This window comes from Pantoea sp. X-Soil-YNGN-775 (assembly GCF_059730575.1).
The window spans coordinates 3,351,473-3,371,168 of the sequence record NZ_AP035945.1; the positions used below are offsets into that span (position 1 = coordinate 3,351,473).

Genomic DNA, 19,696 nt, shown 5'->3' on the forward strand with positions numbered 1-19,696 from the left:
GTTGCTTCAACTGCGACTTACCCGGCGGGGAAACCATGTCTGATTCTTCTCAGCTCCAGCTTCAAAGCCAGCGTCAGGCGATTCGCCAGCACGTTCGCCATTTGCGACGCGCCCTGACCGATGAGCAGCAGGAACAGGCGGCAGAGCAACTCGCTGAACATGCCCTCAATTACGCCCCGATCACCGCCGCACAAAACGTGGCGCTGTTTCTGTCGGTCGATGGCGAACTCAACACCCGACCGCTGATTGCCCGACTATGGCAGCAGAAAAAGCAGGTGTTCCTGCCGGTGTTACATCCCTTCTCGCCCGGCAACCTGCTGTTTCTGCATTATTCCACCGAAACCCAGTTGATGCGCAATAAGCTGCGCATTCCCGAGCCGCCGCTGGATATCCGGCAGTTGATTACTCTGGATCAGCTTGATGTGATGATGGTGCCGCTGGTGGCCTTTGATCACTCTGGACAGCGTCTGGGGATGGGCGGCGGTTTTTACGATCGCACCCTGCAAAACTGGCGGCAGCACGGTTTCCTGCCGGTGGGTCTGGCGCATGACTGCCAGCGCGTCGATAGCCTGCCGGTGGCCGACTGGGATGTGCCTTTGCCAGCGATAATGACGCCGTCAAAACTCTGGCAGTGGGAGTAGACGAATCGCAGTCACGCGCAGTTTCAGCCGGCCAGACACCCCGAATCAGAATGAATCTGGCAGCCACGAATCAGCTCAACGTGCAGGCACGGTCAGAAGGGGAAAGCGTCCCGCGCAAGGGACTGCGCGGGCCGGGCAGCAGGGATAACGTCTTTGCGACTTTCCGATCTGACCGTGTTTCCTGTGCATGCACGGTTTCACAGCAGATCGGGCCAGACGTTATCAATCATCTGAAGAGACGTGACTGAGCCCCTCTTCAGGTTGATATTGCTTAGTAAAGCAGACGGGCGCGAATAGTACCCGGAATCGCTTTCATCAGCTGTAACGCTTTATCAGCCAGGTCTGGCTCAGCATCGATATCAATTACCACATAGCCCATAAATGGCGATGTCTGCAGATACTGCGCCGCAATGTTGATGCCCTGCTCAGCAAAAATCTGGTTGATCGCCGTCAGCACGCCAGGACGGTTTTCATGGATGTGCAGCAGACGGCTGGCGCTGACGCCGTGCATCGGCAGTGACACTTCCGGGAAGTTGACCGCTGACAGCGTGGAGCCGTTATCGGAGTATTTCGCCAGCTTACCCGCCACTTCAATCCCGATATTCTCCTGCGCTTCTTCGGTCGATCCGCCAATGTGTGGCGTCAGGATTACGTTATCAAACTCACTGAGCGGTGAGATGAACGGATCGCTGTTAGTCGCTGGCTCAACCGGGAAGACGTCAATCGCTGCGCCGCCAACCTGTTTGCTGGCCAGCGCTTCGCACAGCGCCGGAATATCCACCACCGTACCGCGTGAAGCATTAATCAGCAGTGCGCCAGGCTTCATCTGCGCCAGCTGTTCGGCACCGATCATATTCTGGGTGGAGACCGTTTCCGGCACGTGCAGGCTGACCACATCGCTCATGTTAAGCAGATCGGCCATATGGCGTACCTGAGTCGCATTGCCCAGCGGCAGTTTGTTTTCGATATCGTAAAAGAAAACGTGCATACCCAGGCTTTCAGCCAGCACGCCCAACTGCATACCGATATGGCCGTAACCGATGATGCCCAGCTTTTTGCCACGCGCTTCAAATGAGCCTTTGGCGTTCTTGTTCCAGATACCGCGGTGGGCCTTGGCATTGGCTTCCGGAATGCCGCGCAGCATCAGCAGCATTTCGCCAATCACCAGTTCCGCCACCGAGCGGGTGTTGGAGAATGGGGCGTTAAACACCGGGATGCCGCGGCTGGCAGCAGCCTGCAAATCAACCTGGTTAGTCCCGATGCAGAAACAGCCGACCGCGACCAGCTTTTCAGCGGCGGCAAAGATCTCTTCGGTGAGTTGGGAGCGGGAACGGATACCAATAAAGTGCGCATCACGGATCGATGCTTTTAACGCGTCGGCGTCCAGCGCGCCCTTGTGGAATTCGATGTTGGTATAACCTGCAGCCCGCAGGTTTTCCAGCGCGCTCTGATGGACACCTTCCACCAGCAGGAACTTAATCTTGTCTTTTTCCAGTGATACCTTTGCCATTTCCCGACCCTATTCAGAATTCAATGAGGACTGCCATAAGCCAGCCTTCTGTCAAAATATCAAAAAATTCGCGTCCGGCAATACAAACGATTGCCTGCCCGACAGCACGGCAAGGCTCAGCAACAGCACATTGCCGTACAAAATCGTGATGTCTGCGATGAAGGGAGAACGAACCCGCTGTGGATGACGTTAATGTGACATAAGTCACCAAATTTCACCCTGACGAGAAAAGATGTTTTGCGGACAGAAATAACCGGCGTCGCACTGACGCCGGACAGATCATTTTTTGATGGTTTTAACCCCGTCAGGCCCGCCAATCAGTGCGATATCGGCACCTCGTGCGGCAAAAAGACCAACCGTGACCACGCCGGGCAAGGCGTTGATGGTTTTTTCCAGCGCGATCGGATCGAGAATGCGCAGATTATGCACGTCGAGAATAATGTTGCCGTTATCGGTGACCACGTTCTGACGGTATTCCGGTAATCCCCCGAGTCTGACCAGCTGACGCGCTACGTAGCTGCGCGCCATCGGGATCACTTCAACCGGCAGCGGAAAGCGTCCCAGCACGTCGACCTCTTTGGAGGCGTCGGCAATGCAGATAAAGGTTTCCGCCACCGCGGCGACGATTTTCTCACGCGTCAGCGCGGCGCCACCGCCTTTGATCATCTGCATCTGCGGGTTAATCTCATCGGCACCGTCGACATAAACCGACAGAACGTCGATCTCGTTCAGATCGAACACCTGAATCCCCAGGCTTTTCAGCTTCTGGGTCGAGGCGTCGGAACTGGAAACCGCGCCCTCAATCTGATGCCTGACGGTCGCGAGCGCATCAATAAAGTGGGCCGCGGTCGATCCGGTGCCAACGCCGACAACCGTCCCAGGCTGCACATAATCGAGTGCAGCCCAGCCTACGGCTTTTTTCAGTTCATCCTGGGTCATGGTATGTTTAAAACCTGTGCGACAACGAAGTGCGCGTAGTATAAAACAAGGCTGACTGAAAATGCTCGGGTGACAGGCGCGGATTTATCGCTTTGGAAGCCAGACCACAAAAAACACCCGGTCGCTCACAGGTGACACTTTTGTGGCATAGTAACGTCCACCCTGAAGGAGAGAGAACAACAATGAAACGCCCGGATTATCGTACGCTTCAGGCGCTGGATTCAGTGATTCGTGAACGCGGTTTTGAACGCGCCGCACAGAAATTATGCATCACGCAGTCGGCGGTTTCACAGCGTATCAAGCAGCTGGAGAATCTGTTTGGACAGCCGCTGCTGGTGCGTACCGTCCCGCCCCGCCCGACCGAACAGGGCCAGAAGCTGCTGGCGCTGCTGCATCAGGTAGAGCTGCTGGAAGAGGAGTGGCTGGGTGATGAAAACAGCGGTACTACGCCGCTGCTGCTGTCGCTGGCGGTCAACGCCGACAGTCTGGCAACCTGGCTGCTGCCTGCGCTGAAAGATGTGCTGGCCGACTCACCGGTCCGGCTGAATTTGCAGGTAGAAGATGAAACCCGTACCCAGGAGCGTTTACGCCGTGGCGAAGTGGTCGGTGCGGTGAGTATTCAGCCACAGCCGTTGCCGAGTTGCCTGGTGGATCAGCTGGGTGCGCTCGACTATCTGTTTGTCGCATCACGTGACTTTGCCGACCGCTTTTTCCCCAACGGCGTCACCCGCTCTGCCCTGCTGAAAGCGCCTGCCGTGGCATTCGACCATCTGGATGATATGCATCAGGCGTTCCTGCAGCAGAACTTCGATTTGTCGCCGGGCAGCGTGCCCTGCCATATCGTTAACTCATCGGAAGCTTTTGTGCAGATGGCGCGACAGGGGTCGACCTGCTGTATGATCCCGCACTTGCAGATTGAGCGTGAGCTGGCGAGCGGTGAGCTGATTGATTTGACGCCCGGCCTCTATCAGCGCCGGATGCTCTACTGGCATCGCTTCGCGCCGGAGAGCCGTCTGATGCGGCGGGTGACCGATGCGCTGATCGCGCATGGCCATCGCGTGCTGCGTCAGGATGACGTCGCCGCGTAACCACAAAAGAAAACGGGGCGCAGGCCCCGTTTTGCATTATGGCGTGTTCGGTTTGATCTCAAACACCACATCGACCTGATCGTCAAAGTTGATGCTTTGTTGATCGTAGGTTTCCTGAGCCGAGGTATCGGCGGCAGCGGCGGCCTTATACATCCGGTTCATCGGCATCGGCTGATAGTTAGCCACCTGATAGCGGATGCTGTAGATCGATCCCAGCTGGGCGTTGAAGCCGGCTGCCAGCTCTGAAGCTTGCTGAGTGGCATTTTTGATCGCCGCTTTGCGGGCCTGCTGTTTATAACTTTCCGGATTTGCCACGCCTAACTCAACGCTGCGAACCTCATTCAGGCCGGATTTCAGCGCGCCATCCAGCAGGTCATTGAGTTTGTCCAGCTGACGCAGGGTCACCTGCACCTGACGCACGGCACGATAGCCTTTCAGTACCGATTTACCCTCTTTGGTGTAATCGTATTCTGGCTGGGTGCTCAGGTTGGCAGCATCGATATCTTTCTTCTCAATGCCATTTTTTTGCAGAAAATCGAAATACTGCGCAACCCGGCTATCGGCCTGCTTTTTCGCATCGGCGGCATCTTTTGATGAGACGTTAACCACGATGGATAAGGTGGCGATGTCCGGACGGGCATCGACCGTTGCCTTGCCAGAGGTCACGACGTGCGGCCCATTCGGCAACTCATCAGCTTGTACGCCGGGCAGTGCCCCAGCGCTCATTATTGCGGCCAAAGCCAATGCTTTCAGTTTCATGAAAGTCCTCCTTGAAAAGGTCAATATGACGGCTTCCAACCGGCGAAGCCCAAAAGCGCATCGGTATGCGCCATGCTTTGAGTGGTCATTATGGCAAAAGTTCGCCCTCAGCGCGGCAATTACCGCAGCCTGTTCGGGTGAAGTTTAAAAACCGGCGATGCCCTGACGCGCCAGCTGCAGCGCAATAAACCACATCACCACCCCGACCAGCAGGTTAATAATGCGCTGTGCCCGGGCGGTGCGCAGCCGTGGTGATAACCAGGCAGCCAGCAGCGCCAGGCCAAAAAACCACAGAATAGAGGCGCTGATGGTGCCCATGGCGAACCACTGACGTGCGGCAGTGGTCGGCAGCTGACCGCCCAGGCTGCCCAGCACCACGAAGGTATCGAGATAGACGTGGGGATTCAGCCAGGTCACCGCCAGCAGCGTGGCGATAATCCGCGCCCTTCCCTGCTTCATCGGCTGGCCGTCGCCTAAATCAACGCTGCCGCTAAAAGCAGTACGCAGCGCGCCCCAGCCATACCACAGCAGAAAAGCTACCCCGGCCCAGGTAATCAGCATTAACAGCAACGGCGACTGGTTCAGTAAGGCGCTGCCGCCAAAGATACCGCCGCAAATCAGCACGATATCACTCAGCGCGCACAGTGAAGCGGTCATCAGATGATACTGACGTTTTACGCCCTGATTCATCACGAACGCGTTTTGTGGTCCCAGCGGCAGGATGAGCGCAGCACCAAGAGCAAGCCCTTGAAAATAGAGAGTCAGCACCGGTTTTAGTTCCGAGAAAGTTAAGATGGGGTGCAGTATAAAGAGGCTGGATGATTAGCGGAAATTGAAAGAATTAATCTGTGATAAGAGAAATTAATGGGCGACGCTTGTCGCCCATCGAGAGGGATTACTGCGGCTGAGCCTGAGAGGGCGCCGCGTCAGGCTGAGTTTGCTGATGCAGATGCACATCCAGCTGTGGATACGGAATGCCGATCTCTTTGGCATCCAGCGCCCGCTTGAAGTTCTTCAGCAAGTCCCAGTAGACGTTCTGCAGATCGCCGCTGTTGCTCCAGCAACGCACCACAAAGTTCATTGAGGAGGCAGCCAGTTCGTTCAGGCCAATCTGAATGCCCATCTCTTTCAGCACCCGGCTGTCGGCTTCAACCACCTGCTGCAGTAACGCAATTACCTCATCAACATCCGCATCGTAAGCCACGCCAATGATGAACTCATTCCGGCGGATTGGCTCACGGGAGAAGTTAACGATGTTGCCGCTGATAATCTTGCCGTTTGGCACCACCACGACTTTACCATCGGCCGTTTTCAGGGTGGTTGAGAAGATCTGCACCTGCTGTACCGTTCCCATTACGCCACCCAGATCGACGAACTCGCCGGTACGGAACGGACGGAAGGTCACCAGCAGTACGCCAGCGGCCAGGTTAGAGAGCGATCCCTGCAGCGCCAGACCAACGGCCAGACCCGCCGCACCCAGTACCGCAATCACCGAGGCGGTTTGTACTCCAATCCGCCCTAATGCCGCGATGACGGTGAAGGCAATCACCCCGTAGCGTACCAGCGCAGAGAGGAAGTCAGCCACGGTGGCATCGATATGCCGTGCGCGCAGCAGACGGTTTACAGCGTTAGAAATGATGCGGGCGATGATCATCCCGACGATAATGATGGCGATGGCCGCCACAATATTGACGGCATAGCTGATGATCAGCGCCTGATTGCGCACCAGCCAGCTGCCTGCGTTGGATAAGCCATCGACGACGTGTAAATCTTCCATTAATAAGCCCTGTAATTGGATTCCCGCCGGGAATAAACAAAAACTGCCAGATGTAATCCGACACCCCGTGATCTAGGGTAATCAATTATTGTTTGAAGCGCCAAAAAGCGGGTCGTTTAACCGCAATTTTCTGCCGCAGCTGCATAAAAAAAGGCCCTTTCGGGCCTTTTTTGTACGCTAACTCACTGGTTATTACAGTACGTCGACAGCGTTAAGCTCTTTGAAAGCCTGCTCCAGACGGACCACCATAGAGGCCTGGGCTGAACGCAGCCAGACGCGTGGGTCGTAGTATTTTTTATTTGGCTTGTCAGCGCCTTCCGGGTTACCCAGCTGCGACTGCAGATAGCCTTCGTTCTTTTTGTAGTACTGCAGGATGCCGTCCCAGGTCGCCCATTGGGTATCGGTATCGATGTTCATCTTGATCACGCCGTAGCTGATAGACTCTTCGATTTCTGCAGCAGAAGAACCTGAACCACCGTGGAAAACGAAGTCCAGCGCGTTGTGCGGCAGACCGTGTTTTTCACACACGTATTTCTGCGAATCGCGCAGAATGGTTGGGGTCAGTTTCACGTTGCCTGGCTTATAAACGCCGTGCACGTTACCGAATGATGCCGCGATGGTGAAACGCGGGCTGATGGCATTCAGTTTTTCGTAGGCGTAGTTAACATCTTCTGGCTGGGTGTAAAGTGCAGATGCGTCCATGTGGCTGTTGTCGACGCCATCTTCTTCACCACCGGTGCAGCCCAGTTCGATTTCCAGCGTCATGTCGATTTTCGCCATGCGCGCCAGGTACTTGCTGCTGATTTCGATGTTTTCTTCCAGTGACTCTTCAGACAGGTCGATCATGTGAGAAGAGAACAGTGGCTTACCGGTTTTCTTGAAGTGCTCTTCGCCTGCGTCCAGCAGACCGTCGATCCACGGCAGCAGTTTCTTGGCACAGTGGTCAGTATGCAGGATAACCGGCACGCCGTACTGTTCTGCCATCAGGTGCACGTGGTGTGCGCCAGCGATAGCACCGAAAATAGCTGCGCCCTGTGGCTTGTCGGTTTTGAAACCTTTACCGGCGATAAACGCGGCACCGCCGTTAGAGAACTGGATAATGATCGGCGCTTTTACTTTTGCCGCTGCTTCCAGTGCTGCATTGATCGAGTCGCTACCGACGCAGTTAACCGCTGGCAGTGCGAATTTGTTCTCTTTCGCAACTTTGAAGATCTTCTGTACGTCATCACCAGTGACAACGCCGGGTTTTACGAAATCAAAAATTTTAGACATGATTGTGTCCTGTTTCGTGACCGTGGATCCCCTGTGGGGACCTCGATTTAAACGCCCTGACGGGCAAGACTTCAGGCGATGCCACCCGGCATCGCCCCCAAAGGATTACTGCTTCGCACGCTCTTCCAGCATGGCAACGGCTGGCAGTTTTTTGCCTTCCACGAACTCGAGGAACGCGCCACCGCCGGTCGAGATGTAAGAAATTTTATCTTCGATACCGAACAGGTCGATGGCCGCTAAGGTGTCACCGCCGCCTGCAACCGAGAACGCTTCGCTGTCGGCAATCGCATTCGCCACGATTTCGGTGCCTTTACGGAAGTTCGGGAACTCAAAGACGCCAACCGGACCGTTCCACAGGATGGTTTTAGCCTCCTTCAGAATGGCGGCCATTGCCTGAGCGGTTTCGTCACCGAAGTCCATAATCTCTTCGTTATCCGCCACTTCCGAAACCTTTTTCACGGTTGCCGGGGCAGTTTCAGAGAATTCCGTGCCAACGCGTGAGTCGGTTGGAACCGGGATACCGTACTGGTCACGCAGGCCTTTAGCCGCTTCAACGAAGTCTGGCTCATACAGTGATTTACCGACGTTGTTGTCGATAGCCACGAAGGTGTTAGCGATGCCGCCACCGACGATAACGGTGTCAGCAATTTTCACCAGCGACTGCAGTACGTCGAATTTAGTCGATACTTTAGAACCGCCCACGACGGCGACCAGCGGACGCTCCGGGTTGCTCATCACTTTACCCAGCGCTTCCAGCTCTGCTGACAGCAGCGGACCGGCACAGGCGATCGGGGCAAATTTGCCGACACCGTGGGTAGAAGCCTGCGCGCGGTGCGCGGTACCGAACGCATCCATCACGAACACGTCGCACAGGGCAGCGTATTTTTTAGACAGTGCTTCGTCATCTTTCTTTTCGCCTTTGTTAAAGCGAACGTTTTCCAGAACCACCAGTTCGCCAGCGCCCACTTCAACGCCGTCGAGGTAATCTTTTGCCAGGGTCACATTAGTGCCGCTCAGCTTCTCTTTCAGGTAGTTAACTACCGGCAGCAGTGAGAACTCTTCGGTGTATTCACCTTCGGTCGGACGACCCAGGTGAGAGGTAACCATCACTTTCGCGCCCTGTTTCAACGCCGCTTCGATGGTAGGCAGAGAAGCACGGATACGTGCATCTGACGTCACTTTCCCTTCTTTCACTGGTACGTTGAGATCGGCGCGGATCAGAACGCGTTTGCCAGCAAGATCCAGATCGGTCATCTTAATTACAGACATGGTGAACCCTCTCGTTGATTCTCATAAGTTTTGCCAGGCGCAAACCGCGCCCTACCTGAAACCGCTTGCGGCCATTGCTAACGTCGTGTCGAGCATTCGGTTAGCAAAGCCCCATTCGTTATCACACCAGACCAGGGTCTTGATCAGTTGTTGACCACTGACCCGCGTTTGGGTGCCGTCCACAATGGCACTGTGCGGATCATGGTTAAAATCGACTGAGACTAACGGTAATTCCGTATAGTCAACTATACCACGAAATGCCCCTTCTGCCGCGCTTTGCAACAAGGCGTTAACTTCACACGCCTTCACCGGCTGGCGTACAGAAACGCTGAGATCAATCGCCGTCACGTTAATCGTTGGCACGCGCACGGCAATCGCCTCAAAGCGATCGTTGAATTTCGGAAAAATACGGGTAATCCCGGCCGCCAGCCGAGTATCAACTGGAATGATCGATTGGCTGGCGGCACGGGTACGACGCAGATCGCTGTGATAGGCATCGATCACCTGTTGATCGTGCATCGCCGAATGAATGGTGGTGACGGTGCCGGACTCAATACCAAACGCGTCATCCAGCAGTTTGATCACCGGAATAATACAGTTGGTGGTGCAGGAAGCATTCGAGACGATGCAGTCAGTCGCTTTCAGCCACTGCTGGTTGACGCCATACACCACCGTGGCATCGAGATCGTTGCCGCCCGGATGTGAGAACAGCACTTTCTTCGCGCCGGCCTGCAGATGCGCTTCGCCGTCGGCGCGCGAGCCGTAGACGCCGGTACAATCCAGCACCACGTCGATATCGAGTTCGCGCCACGGCAGATCGGCAATCTCAGCGCGGTGTAAAATGCGCAGGGTATCGCCGCCGACCCACATCACGTCGCGCTCCTGCCGCACATCAAAGGCAAAACGGCCATGGCTGGTGTCATATTTCAGCAGATGCGCCATACCGGTCGCTTCGGCCAGCTCATTGATGGCGACAACGGTGATCTCAGCACGACGGCCGGTTTCATACAGCGCACGCAATACGTTGCGTCCAATACGGCCAAACCCATTTATTGCTACCCGTATGGTCATTTCTCTCCTGCCACGTCAGACGGAAAAAACGTGCCGTTAGCCTGAGCGCTTCGCTGTAGTTTGTACAGGAGATTCTTACCCGGCATTGTCTGAAACCGGGGCGATCTGCCCGGCAACTGAAACGGTTCAGCCACAATAAAGGATGGGAGGAATAACAGGAATGATTGTGATCAATCGGACTGCGTATATTTGGATCTATGTCACAAAATGGCGCAAAAGATAGTTATTACTGCAGGAATAAAAAACGAAAAGGACGCCTGAAGCGTCCCTGATTTTAATCAGGCGGGTGTGAGCCCGCCTGACGGATGTTACGCCAGCAGCGCTTTCGCTTTAGCGACAACGTTGTCGACGGTAAAGCCAAACATTTCGAACAGCTGATCGGCCGGTGCTGATTCGCCGAAGCTGGTCATGCCGACGATAGCGCCGTTCAGACCGGTATATTTGAACCAGTAATCAGCGATACCCGCTTCGATTGCTACGCGTGCGCTGACCGCGTTCGGCAGCACAGATTCACGGTAAGCGTCACTCTGCTTGTCGAATGCATCGGTTGATGGCATAGAGACCACGCGTACCTGACGACCTTCGCTGGTGAGTTTATCCCAGGCGCCAACCGCCAGTTCAACTTCTGAACCGGTGGCGATCAGGATTAATTCAGGCGTCGCGTCGCAATCTTTCAGTACGTAGCCACCGCGCGCCACGTTAGCCAGCTGCTCAGTGCTGCGTTCCTGCTGCGCCAGATTCTGACGCGAGAAGATCAGCGCTGTCGGGCCATCTTTACGCTCAATGGCATATTTCCATGCCACTGCCGATTCAACCTGGTCACACGGACGCCACAGGCTCATGTTCGGCGTGGTGCGCAGGCTGGCCATCTGCTCTACCGGCTGGTGAGTCGGGCCATCTTCGCCCAGACCGATTGAGTCGTGGGTATAAACCATGATCTGACGGATCTTCATCAGTGCCGCCATACGCGCCGCGTTACGCGCATATTCAACGAACATCAGGAAGGTGGCGGTGTACGGCAGGAAACCGCCGTGCAGAGCCAGACCGTTAGCAATCGCGGTCATACCAAATTCACGCACGCCGTAATGGATGTAGTTACCCGCGGCGTCTTCGTTGATTGGCTTAGAGCCGGACCAGATGGTCAGGTTGCTTGGCGCCAGATCGGCTGATCCCCCCAGATATTCCGGCAGGATTTTACCAAAGGCTTCAATGGCATTCTGTGACGCTTTACGGCTGGCGATTTTAGCCGGGTTAGCCTGCAGTTGTTCGATAAACTTCTGCGACTCCTGCTGCCAGTTTGCCGGCAGCTCATTGCTGACGCGACGTTTGAACTCGGCGGCCAGTTCAGGGTGTGCCTGAGCGTAAGCGGCAAATTTCTTATCCCATGCGGCTTCTTTTGCCTGGCCCGCTTCTTTAGCGTCCCACTCAGCGTAGATGTCAGAGGGGATAACGAAAGGCGCGTGTTCCCAGCCCAGCTGTTTGCGGGTCAGTGCGACTTCATCATCGCCCAGCGGTGCGCCGTGCGAGTCATGGGTGCCCGCTTTGTTCGGTGAACCGAAGCCGATAACGGTTTTACACATCAGCAGCGACGGCTTATCGCTGACGCTTTTCGCTTCGTCGATCGCTTTAGCAATCGCATCAGAATCGTGACCATCTACGCCACGCACCACGTGCCAGCCGTAGGCTTCAAAGCGTTTTGCCGTGTCATCCGTGAACCAGCCATCAATATGACCGTCGATTGAGATGCCGTTGTCATCATAAAACGCCACCAGTTTGCCCAGCTTAAGGGTACCGGCCAGTGAGCAGACTTCGTGTGAAATACCTTCCATCATGCAGCCATCACCCATGAAGACATAGGTATTGTGGTCTACGATGTCATGGCCCGGACGGTTAAACTGTGCCGCCAGCGTACGTTCAGCAATGGCGAAACCGACCGCGTTAGCGATGCCCTGGCCCAGCGGACCGGTGGTGGTTTCAACGCCTGCGGTGTAGCCATATTCTGGATGACCTGGAGTTTTTGAATGCAGCTGACGGAAGTTTTCCAGCTCGCTGATCGGCAGATCGTAACCGGTGAGGTGCAGCAGGCTATAAATCAGCATTGAGCCATGACCGTTGGAGAGCACGAAGCGGTCGCGGTCGGCCCACAGCGGATTGGTTGGGTTGTGATTCAGGTAGCCGCGCCACAGAACTTCAGCGATGTCCGCCATGCCCATCGGGGCACCCGGATGTCCCGATTTAGCTTTCTGTACTGCATCCATACTTAACGCGCGAATGGCGTTGGCGAGCTCTTTACGAGAGGGCATTTTCTACTCCAGGTCGGATTAATGCTTCGCACCTTAACTTATTGTAATTAATGAGTTATCGGGCAAAACAAGGAAAAAGTTGCAGATCAATGTACATGAAAAACATGGCAAAAGTACATGCTGTAAAACGCTAAATTTGCCCGCTTCGTCTGGCTTTTCCGGCGATGTCTGCTAGCAATGCGCGGAGTGGCGCGCTATAACCGAAGAGTTTAATCACCTGGCAGTGTTTCAGGTGTTTGTTTTTCTTACCTTGTTATGAATGGGATACGGAATGAAAATCCAAAAAACGGTCGTCGCTCTTGGGCTGGCAACGCTGCTGAGCGGCTGTCAGGGTTTAGATAATAACGCGTTGATGCAGTCGGGCGCGCAGGCTTACCAGGCCTATACCCTGAGCGATGATCAGGTGAAGCAGCTCAGCGATCAATCCTGTGAGCAGATGGACAAAGAGAATCAGGTTGCACCTGCCAGCAGTGAATATCAGCAGCGTCTGAATAAAATTGCCGCCGCGCTGGGCGATAACATTAATGGCGTACCGGCTAACTACAAGGTGTATCAGACCAAAGACGTCAATGCCTGGGCGATGGCCAATGGCTGTATTCGCGTCTATAGCGGCCTGATGGATATGATGGATGACAACGAAGTGGAAGGCGTGCTGGGCCATGAGATGGGCCACGTGGCGCTGGGCCATACCCGCAAAGCGATGCAGCTGGCGTATGCTACCACCGCCGCCCGCACGGCTGCCGCCTCGGTCGGTGGGGTGATCGGTTCACTGTCGCAGTCGCAGCTTGGCGAACTGGGTGAAAAACTGGTCAATGCTCAGTTCTCACAGACCCAGGAAAGCCAGGCTGATGACTACTCTTACGATCTGATGAAGAAGCGCAACATCGATCCAATGGGTCTGGCGACCAGTTTCGAGAAACTGGCAAAACTGGAACAGGGACGCCAGAGTTCAATGTTTGATTCGCACCCGGCGTCAGAGGCGCGCGCCCAGCACATCCGCGAGCGCATCGCAGCAGACAGCAAATAACTTTTACCTGCGGAGCGCGTACCCGGTGCGCGCTTTCGCTCGCTGAGCCAGGCAGATCGCTAGCGCTTGAATATCTGATCCACCATCGAGCCTAAATCCAGCTTATTGTCGTGCAGCGCCTGTTCATCCATCCGTCCCTGCGGCGACATTTTATCGATCAGCTGTGGCAGCAGCGCCGCCAGCGTACCCGATGCGCCTTTGACGTCGGTGCCAAGCTTATCCGCCAGTGACTGCAGTTCCTCCTGACCAAAGGCCGACTGAATCTCGCTGTGGCCGACCGGATGATTATCGCCGGTGCCGATCCACGAGCTGAATATCTCGCCTAATCCCCCCTGCTGGAACTTATGCAGCAGTACTTCAATACCGCCCTGCTCCTGCACCCAGTGCCAGACCGCCTGCAACTGCCCGGGCGGATGCCCTTCGCTCTGACTGCCGTCGAGTGCGCCTGCCAGTTCATCAAGAAAGCCCATGATCATCTCCACTCTGCGATTTTTACGCTGTAAGTTTAGTTGCAGATAGCGGTTCGCGCCTGGCGTACCTGAAGGGGATCATCGGGATTAAAAAGCGAGGATGGTGCAGCGGGCGAGGCGTCAGGTGACGATCAAAGCGGCGTCTGTCCGACAGGCAGAACACCGCTTTCAGTGCTGGCAAGCTGGCCGGCTTACGCAGTCCGGCCAGCGTATCGCATTAGCCTTTATTGACCGCCTGCACGTGCAGCATATCCAGTGCCAGAGTGGCCGCGGCCAGCGCAGTCAGGTCGGCGTGGTCGTAGCCTGGCGCCACTTCCACCAGATCCATACCGACGATGTTCATGCCCTGCAGACCGCGAATCAGCTTGGTGGCTTTATCGGTGGTCAGTCCGCCAATGACCGGCGTACCAGTGCCCGGCGCGTGTGCCGGATCAAGGCAGTCAATATCGAAGGTCAGATAGACCGGCAGATCGCCCACGGTGCGTTTCACTTCGGCCAGAATGTCATCGACGCTGCGATCGTTAACCTGCGCTGCATCCAGCACGTTGAAGCCAAGGCTCTGATCAAACTCGGTACGGATACCGATCTGGACCGAGTGCTGTGGATCGATCAGACCTTCTTTCGGCGCGGTGAAGAACATGGTGCCGTGGTCGAAGGTCGGGCCGTTGGAATAGGTATCGGTATGCGCATCAAAGTGAACCAGCGCCATCTTACCGAAGTGCTTCGCATGTGCGCGCAGCAGCGGCAGCGTCACATAATGGTCGCCGCCAAAGGTCATCATGCGTTTGCCGTTCGCCAGCAGTTTTTCGGCATGCGCCTGCAGCTTGTCAGAAAGATCCTGTGAGTCACCAAAGGCATAAACCAGGTCGCCACAGTCAACCACCTTCAGGCGCTGACGCAGATCGAAATCCCACGGCCAGCGGCAACCTTCCCACGCAAGGTTGGTTGAGATCTGACGGATAGCACCCGGGCCCAGACGGCTGCCGGGACGGCCCGAGGTGGCGGCGTCAAATGGAACGCCGGTGATCACCCACTCTGCATCGCTGTCGTAAGGCTGGAAGTTGAGCGGGAAGCGCATGAAACCAAAGGCGTTTGAGACCAGGGAGTTGTCGTACTGGTTGCCGAGGGTATTGTACATAGATCGTCCTCTCTGTTGGCATCCGTCGGGCCAGGCCCGCGAGCCATTAAGCTATAGATGAAAAAAATCCCCTCCGCGTCGTTAGGCCCGACGAGGAAGGGATTGTATGCGTCAGATTATCGACATTTCACCGGCAACTGCAATATGAGATTGCCGGCGATCTGAACCGATTACTCATCTTCCAGGTAGGTGTAACCGTACAGGCCGCTCTCGAATTCTTCGAGGAACTGCGCCCGCAGCTCGTCATCCAGATCGGAGGCCTGCACCTGATGACGGAACAGCGCCATCAGTTCGTTCGGATCGAGCTGCACGTAGCGCAGCATATCCGCCACGGTGTCGCCTTCGTCCGACAGCTGAACTTCGACGTCGCCATTCTCACGGGCATAGACATCCACCGCTTCGGTGTCACCGAACAGGTTGTGCATGTTGCCCAGAATTTCCTGGTAAGCGCCGACCATAAAGAAGCCCAGCATTGGTGGATTATCCACGTCATATTCTGGCATCGGCATGGTGGTAGCGATGCCGTCGCCATCAACGTAGTGATCGATGGTGCCATCGGAATCACAGGTGATGTCGAGCAGCACGGCGCGGCGCTCCGGCTTCTTGTTCAGCCCTTCCAGCGGCAGCACCGGGAACAGCTGATCGATACCCCAGGCATCCGGCATCGACTGGAACAGTGAGAAGTTAACGTAGATCTTATCCGCCATCCGCTCCTGCAGTTCGTCGATAATCGGACGGTGCGCACGGTTGCTCGGATCAAGATGCTGCTGAATGTAGTGGCAGATGCTCAGATAGAGCTGCTCAGCCCAGGCGCGTTGTTTCAGATCGTAGGTGCCGGACGAATAACCGGTATGGATATCAAACAGATCCATCTGGCTGTCATGCAGCCATTCACGCAGCGAACGACGGGTGTTCGGCTCGTGCATCTCCTGCCAGGTTTCCCACATGCTGACAATCGGACGCGGCGCATCAGCATCCGGCGTTTCCGGGTTACTGAACTCGTTACGCTCAACACCGATGATGTTAGAAACCAGAACCGTGTGGTGCGCGGTTACCGCACGTCCCGACTCGGTGATCACCGTAGGATGCTCCAGGCCGTGCTCATCACAGGCATCGCCAATCGCCCAGATGACGTTGTTGGCATACTCGTTCAGGCCGTAGTTGACTGAGCAGTCAGACTGCGAGCGCGTTCCTTCGTAATCCACGCCGAGACCGCCGCCCACGTCGAAACACTTGATGTTAACGCCGAGCTTCGCCAGCTCCACGTAGAAGCGCGCCGACTCACGCACGCCTGTGGCGATGTCGCGAATGTTGGCCATCTGCGAACCGAGATGGAAGTGCAGCAGCTGCAGGCTGTCGATGCGGCCCGCTTCACGCATAATCTCTACCAGCTTCAGTACCTGGGTCGCCGACAGGCCGAATTTCGACTTTTCGCCGCCGCTCGACTGCCATTTACCCGAGCCCTGAGAGGCCAGACGGGCGCGGATGCCAAGACGCGGCACCACGTTCAGACGCTCCGCCTCTTCCAGCACCAGCCGGACTTCGGTCATTTTTTCCAGCACCAGATAGACCTTGTGGCCCATCTTCTCGCCGATCAACGCCAGACGAATGTACTCGCGATCTTTATAGCCGTTACAGACGATCACGGTACGGGTCTGACCAGCATGCGCCAGTACCGCCATCAACTCAGCTTTCGAGCCTGCTTCCAGTCCCAGCGGTTCGCCAGAGTGGATCAGCGATTCGATCACGCGTTTGTGCTGGTTCACCTTGATCGGATAAACCAGGAAGTAATCACCGGTGTAGCCGTAGGATTCACGCGCACGCTTAAACGCGGCGTTAATTGAGCGCAGACGGTGTTGCAGGATCTGCGGGAAACAAAACAGTGCAGGCAGACGCTGGCCCTGCGCTTCGCGCTCTTTGACCAGCCTGGCTAAATCGACGCGCACGTCCGGGCGATCCGGATCGGGGCAGACACTGATGTGGCCCAGTTCGTTGACGTCGTAATAGTTGTTGCCCCACCAGGCAATGTTGTAGGTACGCAACATTTTGCTCGCATCCTGATCGTTCATTGCTACCTCCTGCATTGAGCGGAGTGCACCCTGTTCGCCAGCTGACGAACCCTTGATATTCTTTATGTCGTCAGACATCGCGAACCTCAATTTTCCGTTGAAAGATGAAACTGTTAACCGGCTTTCTGGCCGCTAATCTGGAAATTCGTTGCCACATTAAACGCAATGTCCTGTTCACCTGACGTTGCCGTCAGCGCGATTCACGCATGAGAGTTAAGTGTAAAACACCCTGGCCATATCCGTTGAAACCGAACGCATTTAACAGATTTGTATAAGAGGACCACGGATAACGTGCGTCGTTCAGCTGCGCACGCGCAGAGAAGAGACAAAACCGTAAGGATAGTGGTACAGATTAACCGGCGCTCGTGTCGGTAAAATTACCGCATCGAACATATTGTCGGCAGGACAGAGAAAGAGATGGGAGGCATGAGACAGCCAGCGCAGCGCCGCAGCGCGCAGAACCGCAAGAAGAGAAAACGTGGTTCATTACTCGTATCACCTCCACACATGCCAGCGGCACATGGAACACAACTGGGTGAAAGCCAGACGCGAGTCTGACGGGCGCGACGCGATCTGGCGTCATCCTGATTGCTGCTACCAAAGCAGCGGCGTTTTATACAGTTTACAGCTGCAAAAAGCAAAAAGATTATCGGGGAAATGCGTGGAGTGTCAGGAAATTATGCCGATAGGCCCAACAGGTAAAATGCTGAAACAGAAAAAGGGCTGGTAATTCGCTCATCCTGTAACCTAAAATAGCCGTCCAGATGGTTTTCCATCTAAACAGGTTAATATCCAGGCGGTGTTGGCCTGCTGTGCTGACACAACCTCACTGCTCGCGGCTTTGCCTGAAGGGGCGTTAAGTCAGATGATACTCACTTGCGCTATGCAGTCGAATTCAAACCATTTGTAAGGTAAAGAACAGAATGGCTAAACACCTTTTTACGTCTGAGTCCGTATCAGAAGGACATCCTGATAAAATCGCCGACCAAATCTCCGATGCGGTGCTGGATGCGATCCTCGAACAGGATCCTAAAGCACGCGTGGCCTGCGAAACTTACGTTAAAACCGGTATGGTTCTGGTTGGCGGTGAAATCACCACCAGCGCCTGGGTCGATATCGAAGAGATCACCCGTAACACCGTACGTGAAATCGGCTATGTTCATTCCGATATGGGCTTTGATGCCAACTCCTGCGCAGTATTAAGCGCGATTGGTAAACAGTCTCAGGATATCAACCAGGGCGTCGACCGCAGCGATCCGCTGGAGCAAGGCGCCGGTGACCAGGGTCTGATGTTCGGTTACGCCACCAATGAAACCGACGTGCTGATGCCTGCGCCGGTGACCTATGCGCACCGTCTGGTGCAGCGTCAGGCTGAAGTGCGTAAAAACGGCACCCTGCCGTGGCTGCGTCCGGATGCTAAGAGCCAGGTCACTTTCCAGTATGACGACGGCAAAATCGTGGGCATCGATGCGGTGGTGCTTTCGACTCAGCACGCCGAATCCATCAGCCAGAAAGATCTGCAGGAAGCGGTGATGGAAGAGATCATCAAGCCGGTTCTGCCTGCAGAATGGCTGAGCGCCTCGACCAAATATCACATCAACCCGACTGGCCGTTTTGTTATCGGTGGCCCGATGGGCGATTGCGGCCTGACCGGTCGTAAAATCATCGTTGATACCTACGGCGGCATGGCACGTCACGGCGGCGGCGCGTTCTCAGGCAAAGACCCGTCAAAAGTGGACCGTTCAGCAGCCTACGCAGCCCGTTACGTCGCGAAGAACATCGTGGCGGCCGGTCTGGCAGATCGTTGTGAAATTCAGGTCTCTTACGCGATTGGCGTGGCGGAACCTACTTCCATCATGGTTGAAACCTTCGGTACCGAGAAAGTTTCAACTGAGCAGCTGACGCTGCTGGTGCGTGAGTTCTTCGATCTGCGTCCGTATGGTCTGATTCAGATGCTCGACCTGCTGCACCCAATCTACAAAGAGACCGCGGCTTACGGTCACTTTGGTCGAGAACATTTCCCATGGGAAAAAACCGACAAAGCGGCACAGCTGCGCGAAGCCGCTGGCCTCTGATTTAAGCCGGAATGATCAAAACCCTGCCACGACGGCAGGGTTTTTTTATGCCTGATGCCGGTCAGTCAGCCTCAAATCCGCGGTTACGCGCCCTGCCTGCAGCAAATCTTCTGATCTCAGCTACACTTCTTTTCGCCTTTTCTGACAACAAAATGTTAACGATTACAATTTGAAACGCTTTGTTTATCTGCTATTTAGGATTTACTCTACGTAGTTATTCTTCTGAAAATGCGTTATTTTCAGCGTCGTCTGATAGCCAATAAATAGAGCCTTGTCAGAAACTTAATG

The 19,696-nt window shown here is 55.3% G+C and carries 16 protein-coding genes; 4 read left to right on the forward strand and 12 right to left on the reverse strand.

Annotated features, from left to right (window positions below; translation table 11 throughout):
- Positions 1 to 35 precede the first annotated feature (35 nt).
- Positions 36 to 641, forward strand: coding sequence for a 5-formyltetrahydrofolate cyclo-ligase (locus AC6I8I_RS15580; RefSeq protein ID WP_497828048.1), 606 nt, complete (start codon positions 36 to 38; stop codon positions 639 to 641).
- 271 nt (positions 642 to 912) lie between these two features.
- Here AC6I8I_RS15580 and serA read toward each other — a convergent pair whose 3' ends face one another.
- Both serA and rpiA read right to left on the reverse strand, forming a co-directional pair.
- Entirely contained in the window at positions 913 to 2,151 is a 1,239-nt protein-coding gene (serA, locus tag AC6I8I_RS15585; RefSeq protein ID WP_312758480.1) for a phosphoglycerate dehydrogenase, read from the reverse strand.
- Positions 2,152 to 2,430: 279 nt separating this feature from the next.
- Positions 2,431 to 3,090: a ribose-5-phosphate isomerase RpiA gene (gene rpiA, locus AC6I8I_RS15590; protein ID WP_312758482.1), complete on the reverse strand. Its 660-nt coding sequence runs from the start codon at positions 3,088 to 3,090 to the stop codon at positions 2,431 to 2,433.
- 182 nt (positions 3,091 to 3,272) lie between these two features.
- On the opposite strand from rpiA, the gene AC6I8I_RS15595 reads away from it, so the two are divergent.
- Entirely contained in the window at positions 3,273 to 4,178 is a 906-nt protein-coding gene (locus AC6I8I_RS15595; RefSeq protein WP_009087111.1) for a LysR family transcriptional regulator ArgP, read from the forward strand.
- A 36-nt stretch (positions 4,179 to 4,214) separates the two neighbouring features.
- Here AC6I8I_RS15595 and AC6I8I_RS15600 read toward each other — a convergent pair whose 3' ends face one another.
- The 7 genes from AC6I8I_RS15600 to tkt form a co-directional block, all read right to left on the reverse strand.
- Complete coding sequence (locus AC6I8I_RS15600; protein ID WP_031375762.1) at positions 4,215 to 4,937, reverse strand: oxidative stress defense protein; 723 nt, start codon at positions 4,935 to 4,937, stop codon at positions 4,215 to 4,217.
- Between the two features lie 144 nt (positions 4,938 to 5,081).
- Entirely contained in the window at positions 5,082 to 5,705 is a 624-nt protein-coding gene (gene argO / locus AC6I8I_RS15605) for an arginine exporter ArgO (RefSeq protein WP_312055996.1), read from the reverse strand.
- A gap of 127 nt (positions 5,706 to 5,832) precedes the next feature.
- Positions 5,833 to 6,714, reverse strand: a complete 882-nt coding sequence (mscS, locus tag AC6I8I_RS15610; protein ID WP_312055995.1) for a small-conductance mechanosensitive channel MscS — start codon at positions 6,712 to 6,714, stop codon at positions 5,833 to 5,835.
- A gap of 192 nt (positions 6,715 to 6,906) precedes the next feature.
- A complete protein-coding gene (fbaA, locus tag AC6I8I_RS15615; protein ID WP_031375765.1) occupies positions 6,907 to 7,986 on the reverse strand; it encodes a class II fructose-bisphosphate aldolase in 1,080 nt (359 codons plus the stop codon).
- 105 nt (positions 7,987 to 8,091) lie between these two features.
- Entirely contained in the window at positions 8,092 to 9,255 is a 1,164-nt protein-coding gene (gene pgk, locus AC6I8I_RS15620; protein ID WP_031375766.1) for a phosphoglycerate kinase, read from the reverse strand.
- Between the two features lie 51 nt (positions 9,256 to 9,306).
- A complete protein-coding gene (epd, locus tag AC6I8I_RS15625) occupies positions 9,307 to 10,326 on the reverse strand; it encodes an erythrose-4-phosphate dehydrogenase (RefSeq protein ID WP_497828049.1) in 1,020 nt (339 codons plus the stop codon).
- A 308-nt stretch (positions 10,327 to 10,634) separates the two neighbouring features.
- Positions 10,635 to 12,629 carry a transketolase gene (gene tkt, locus AC6I8I_RS15630; protein WP_312055993.1) on the reverse strand — a complete coding sequence of 665 codons (1,995 nt, stop codon included), beginning with the start codon at positions 12,627 to 12,629 and terminating at the stop codon, positions 10,635 to 10,637.
- A 271-nt stretch (positions 12,630 to 12,900) separates the two neighbouring features.
- Between tkt and loiP the strand changes: the two genes are divergently transcribed.
- Complete coding sequence (gene loiP, locus AC6I8I_RS15635; RefSeq protein WP_312055992.1) at positions 12,901 to 13,656, forward strand: metalloprotease LoiP; 756 nt, start codon at positions 12,901 to 12,903, stop codon at positions 13,654 to 13,656.
- A 59-nt stretch (positions 13,657 to 13,715) separates the two neighbouring features.
- On the opposite strand, the gene AC6I8I_RS15640 is transcribed toward loiP, so the two are convergent.
- The 3 genes from AC6I8I_RS15640 to speA all read right to left on the reverse strand — a co-directional run bounded on the left by AC6I8I_RS15640 (position 13,716) and on the right by speA (position 17,411).
- A complete protein-coding gene (locus AC6I8I_RS15640) occupies positions 13,716 to 14,126 on the reverse strand; it encodes a YidB family protein (protein ID WP_312055991.1) in 411 nt (136 codons plus the stop codon).
- Positions 14,127 to 14,343: 217 nt separating this feature from the next.
- Positions 14,344 to 15,264 (reverse strand): agmatinase, encoded by a 921-nt coding sequence (gene speB / locus AC6I8I_RS15645; RefSeq protein ID WP_312055990.1) that lies wholly within the window; start codon positions 15,262 to 15,264, stop codon positions 14,344 to 14,346.
- 170 nt (positions 15,265 to 15,434) lie between these two features.
- On the reverse strand, positions 15,435 to 17,411 hold the full coding sequence (gene speA / locus AC6I8I_RS15650) for a biosynthetic arginine decarboxylase (protein ID WP_072051014.1): 1,977 nt from the start codon (positions 17,409 to 17,411) through the stop codon (positions 15,435 to 15,437).
- A gap of 845 nt (positions 17,412 to 18,256) precedes the next feature.
- Here speA and metK point away from each other — a divergent pair.
- On the forward strand, positions 18,257 to 19,408 hold the full coding sequence (gene metK, locus AC6I8I_RS15655; RefSeq protein WP_069728849.1) for a methionine adenosyltransferase: 1,152 nt from the start codon (positions 18,257 to 18,259) through the stop codon (positions 19,406 to 19,408).
- Positions 19,409 to 19,696: the final 288 nt, after the last annotated feature.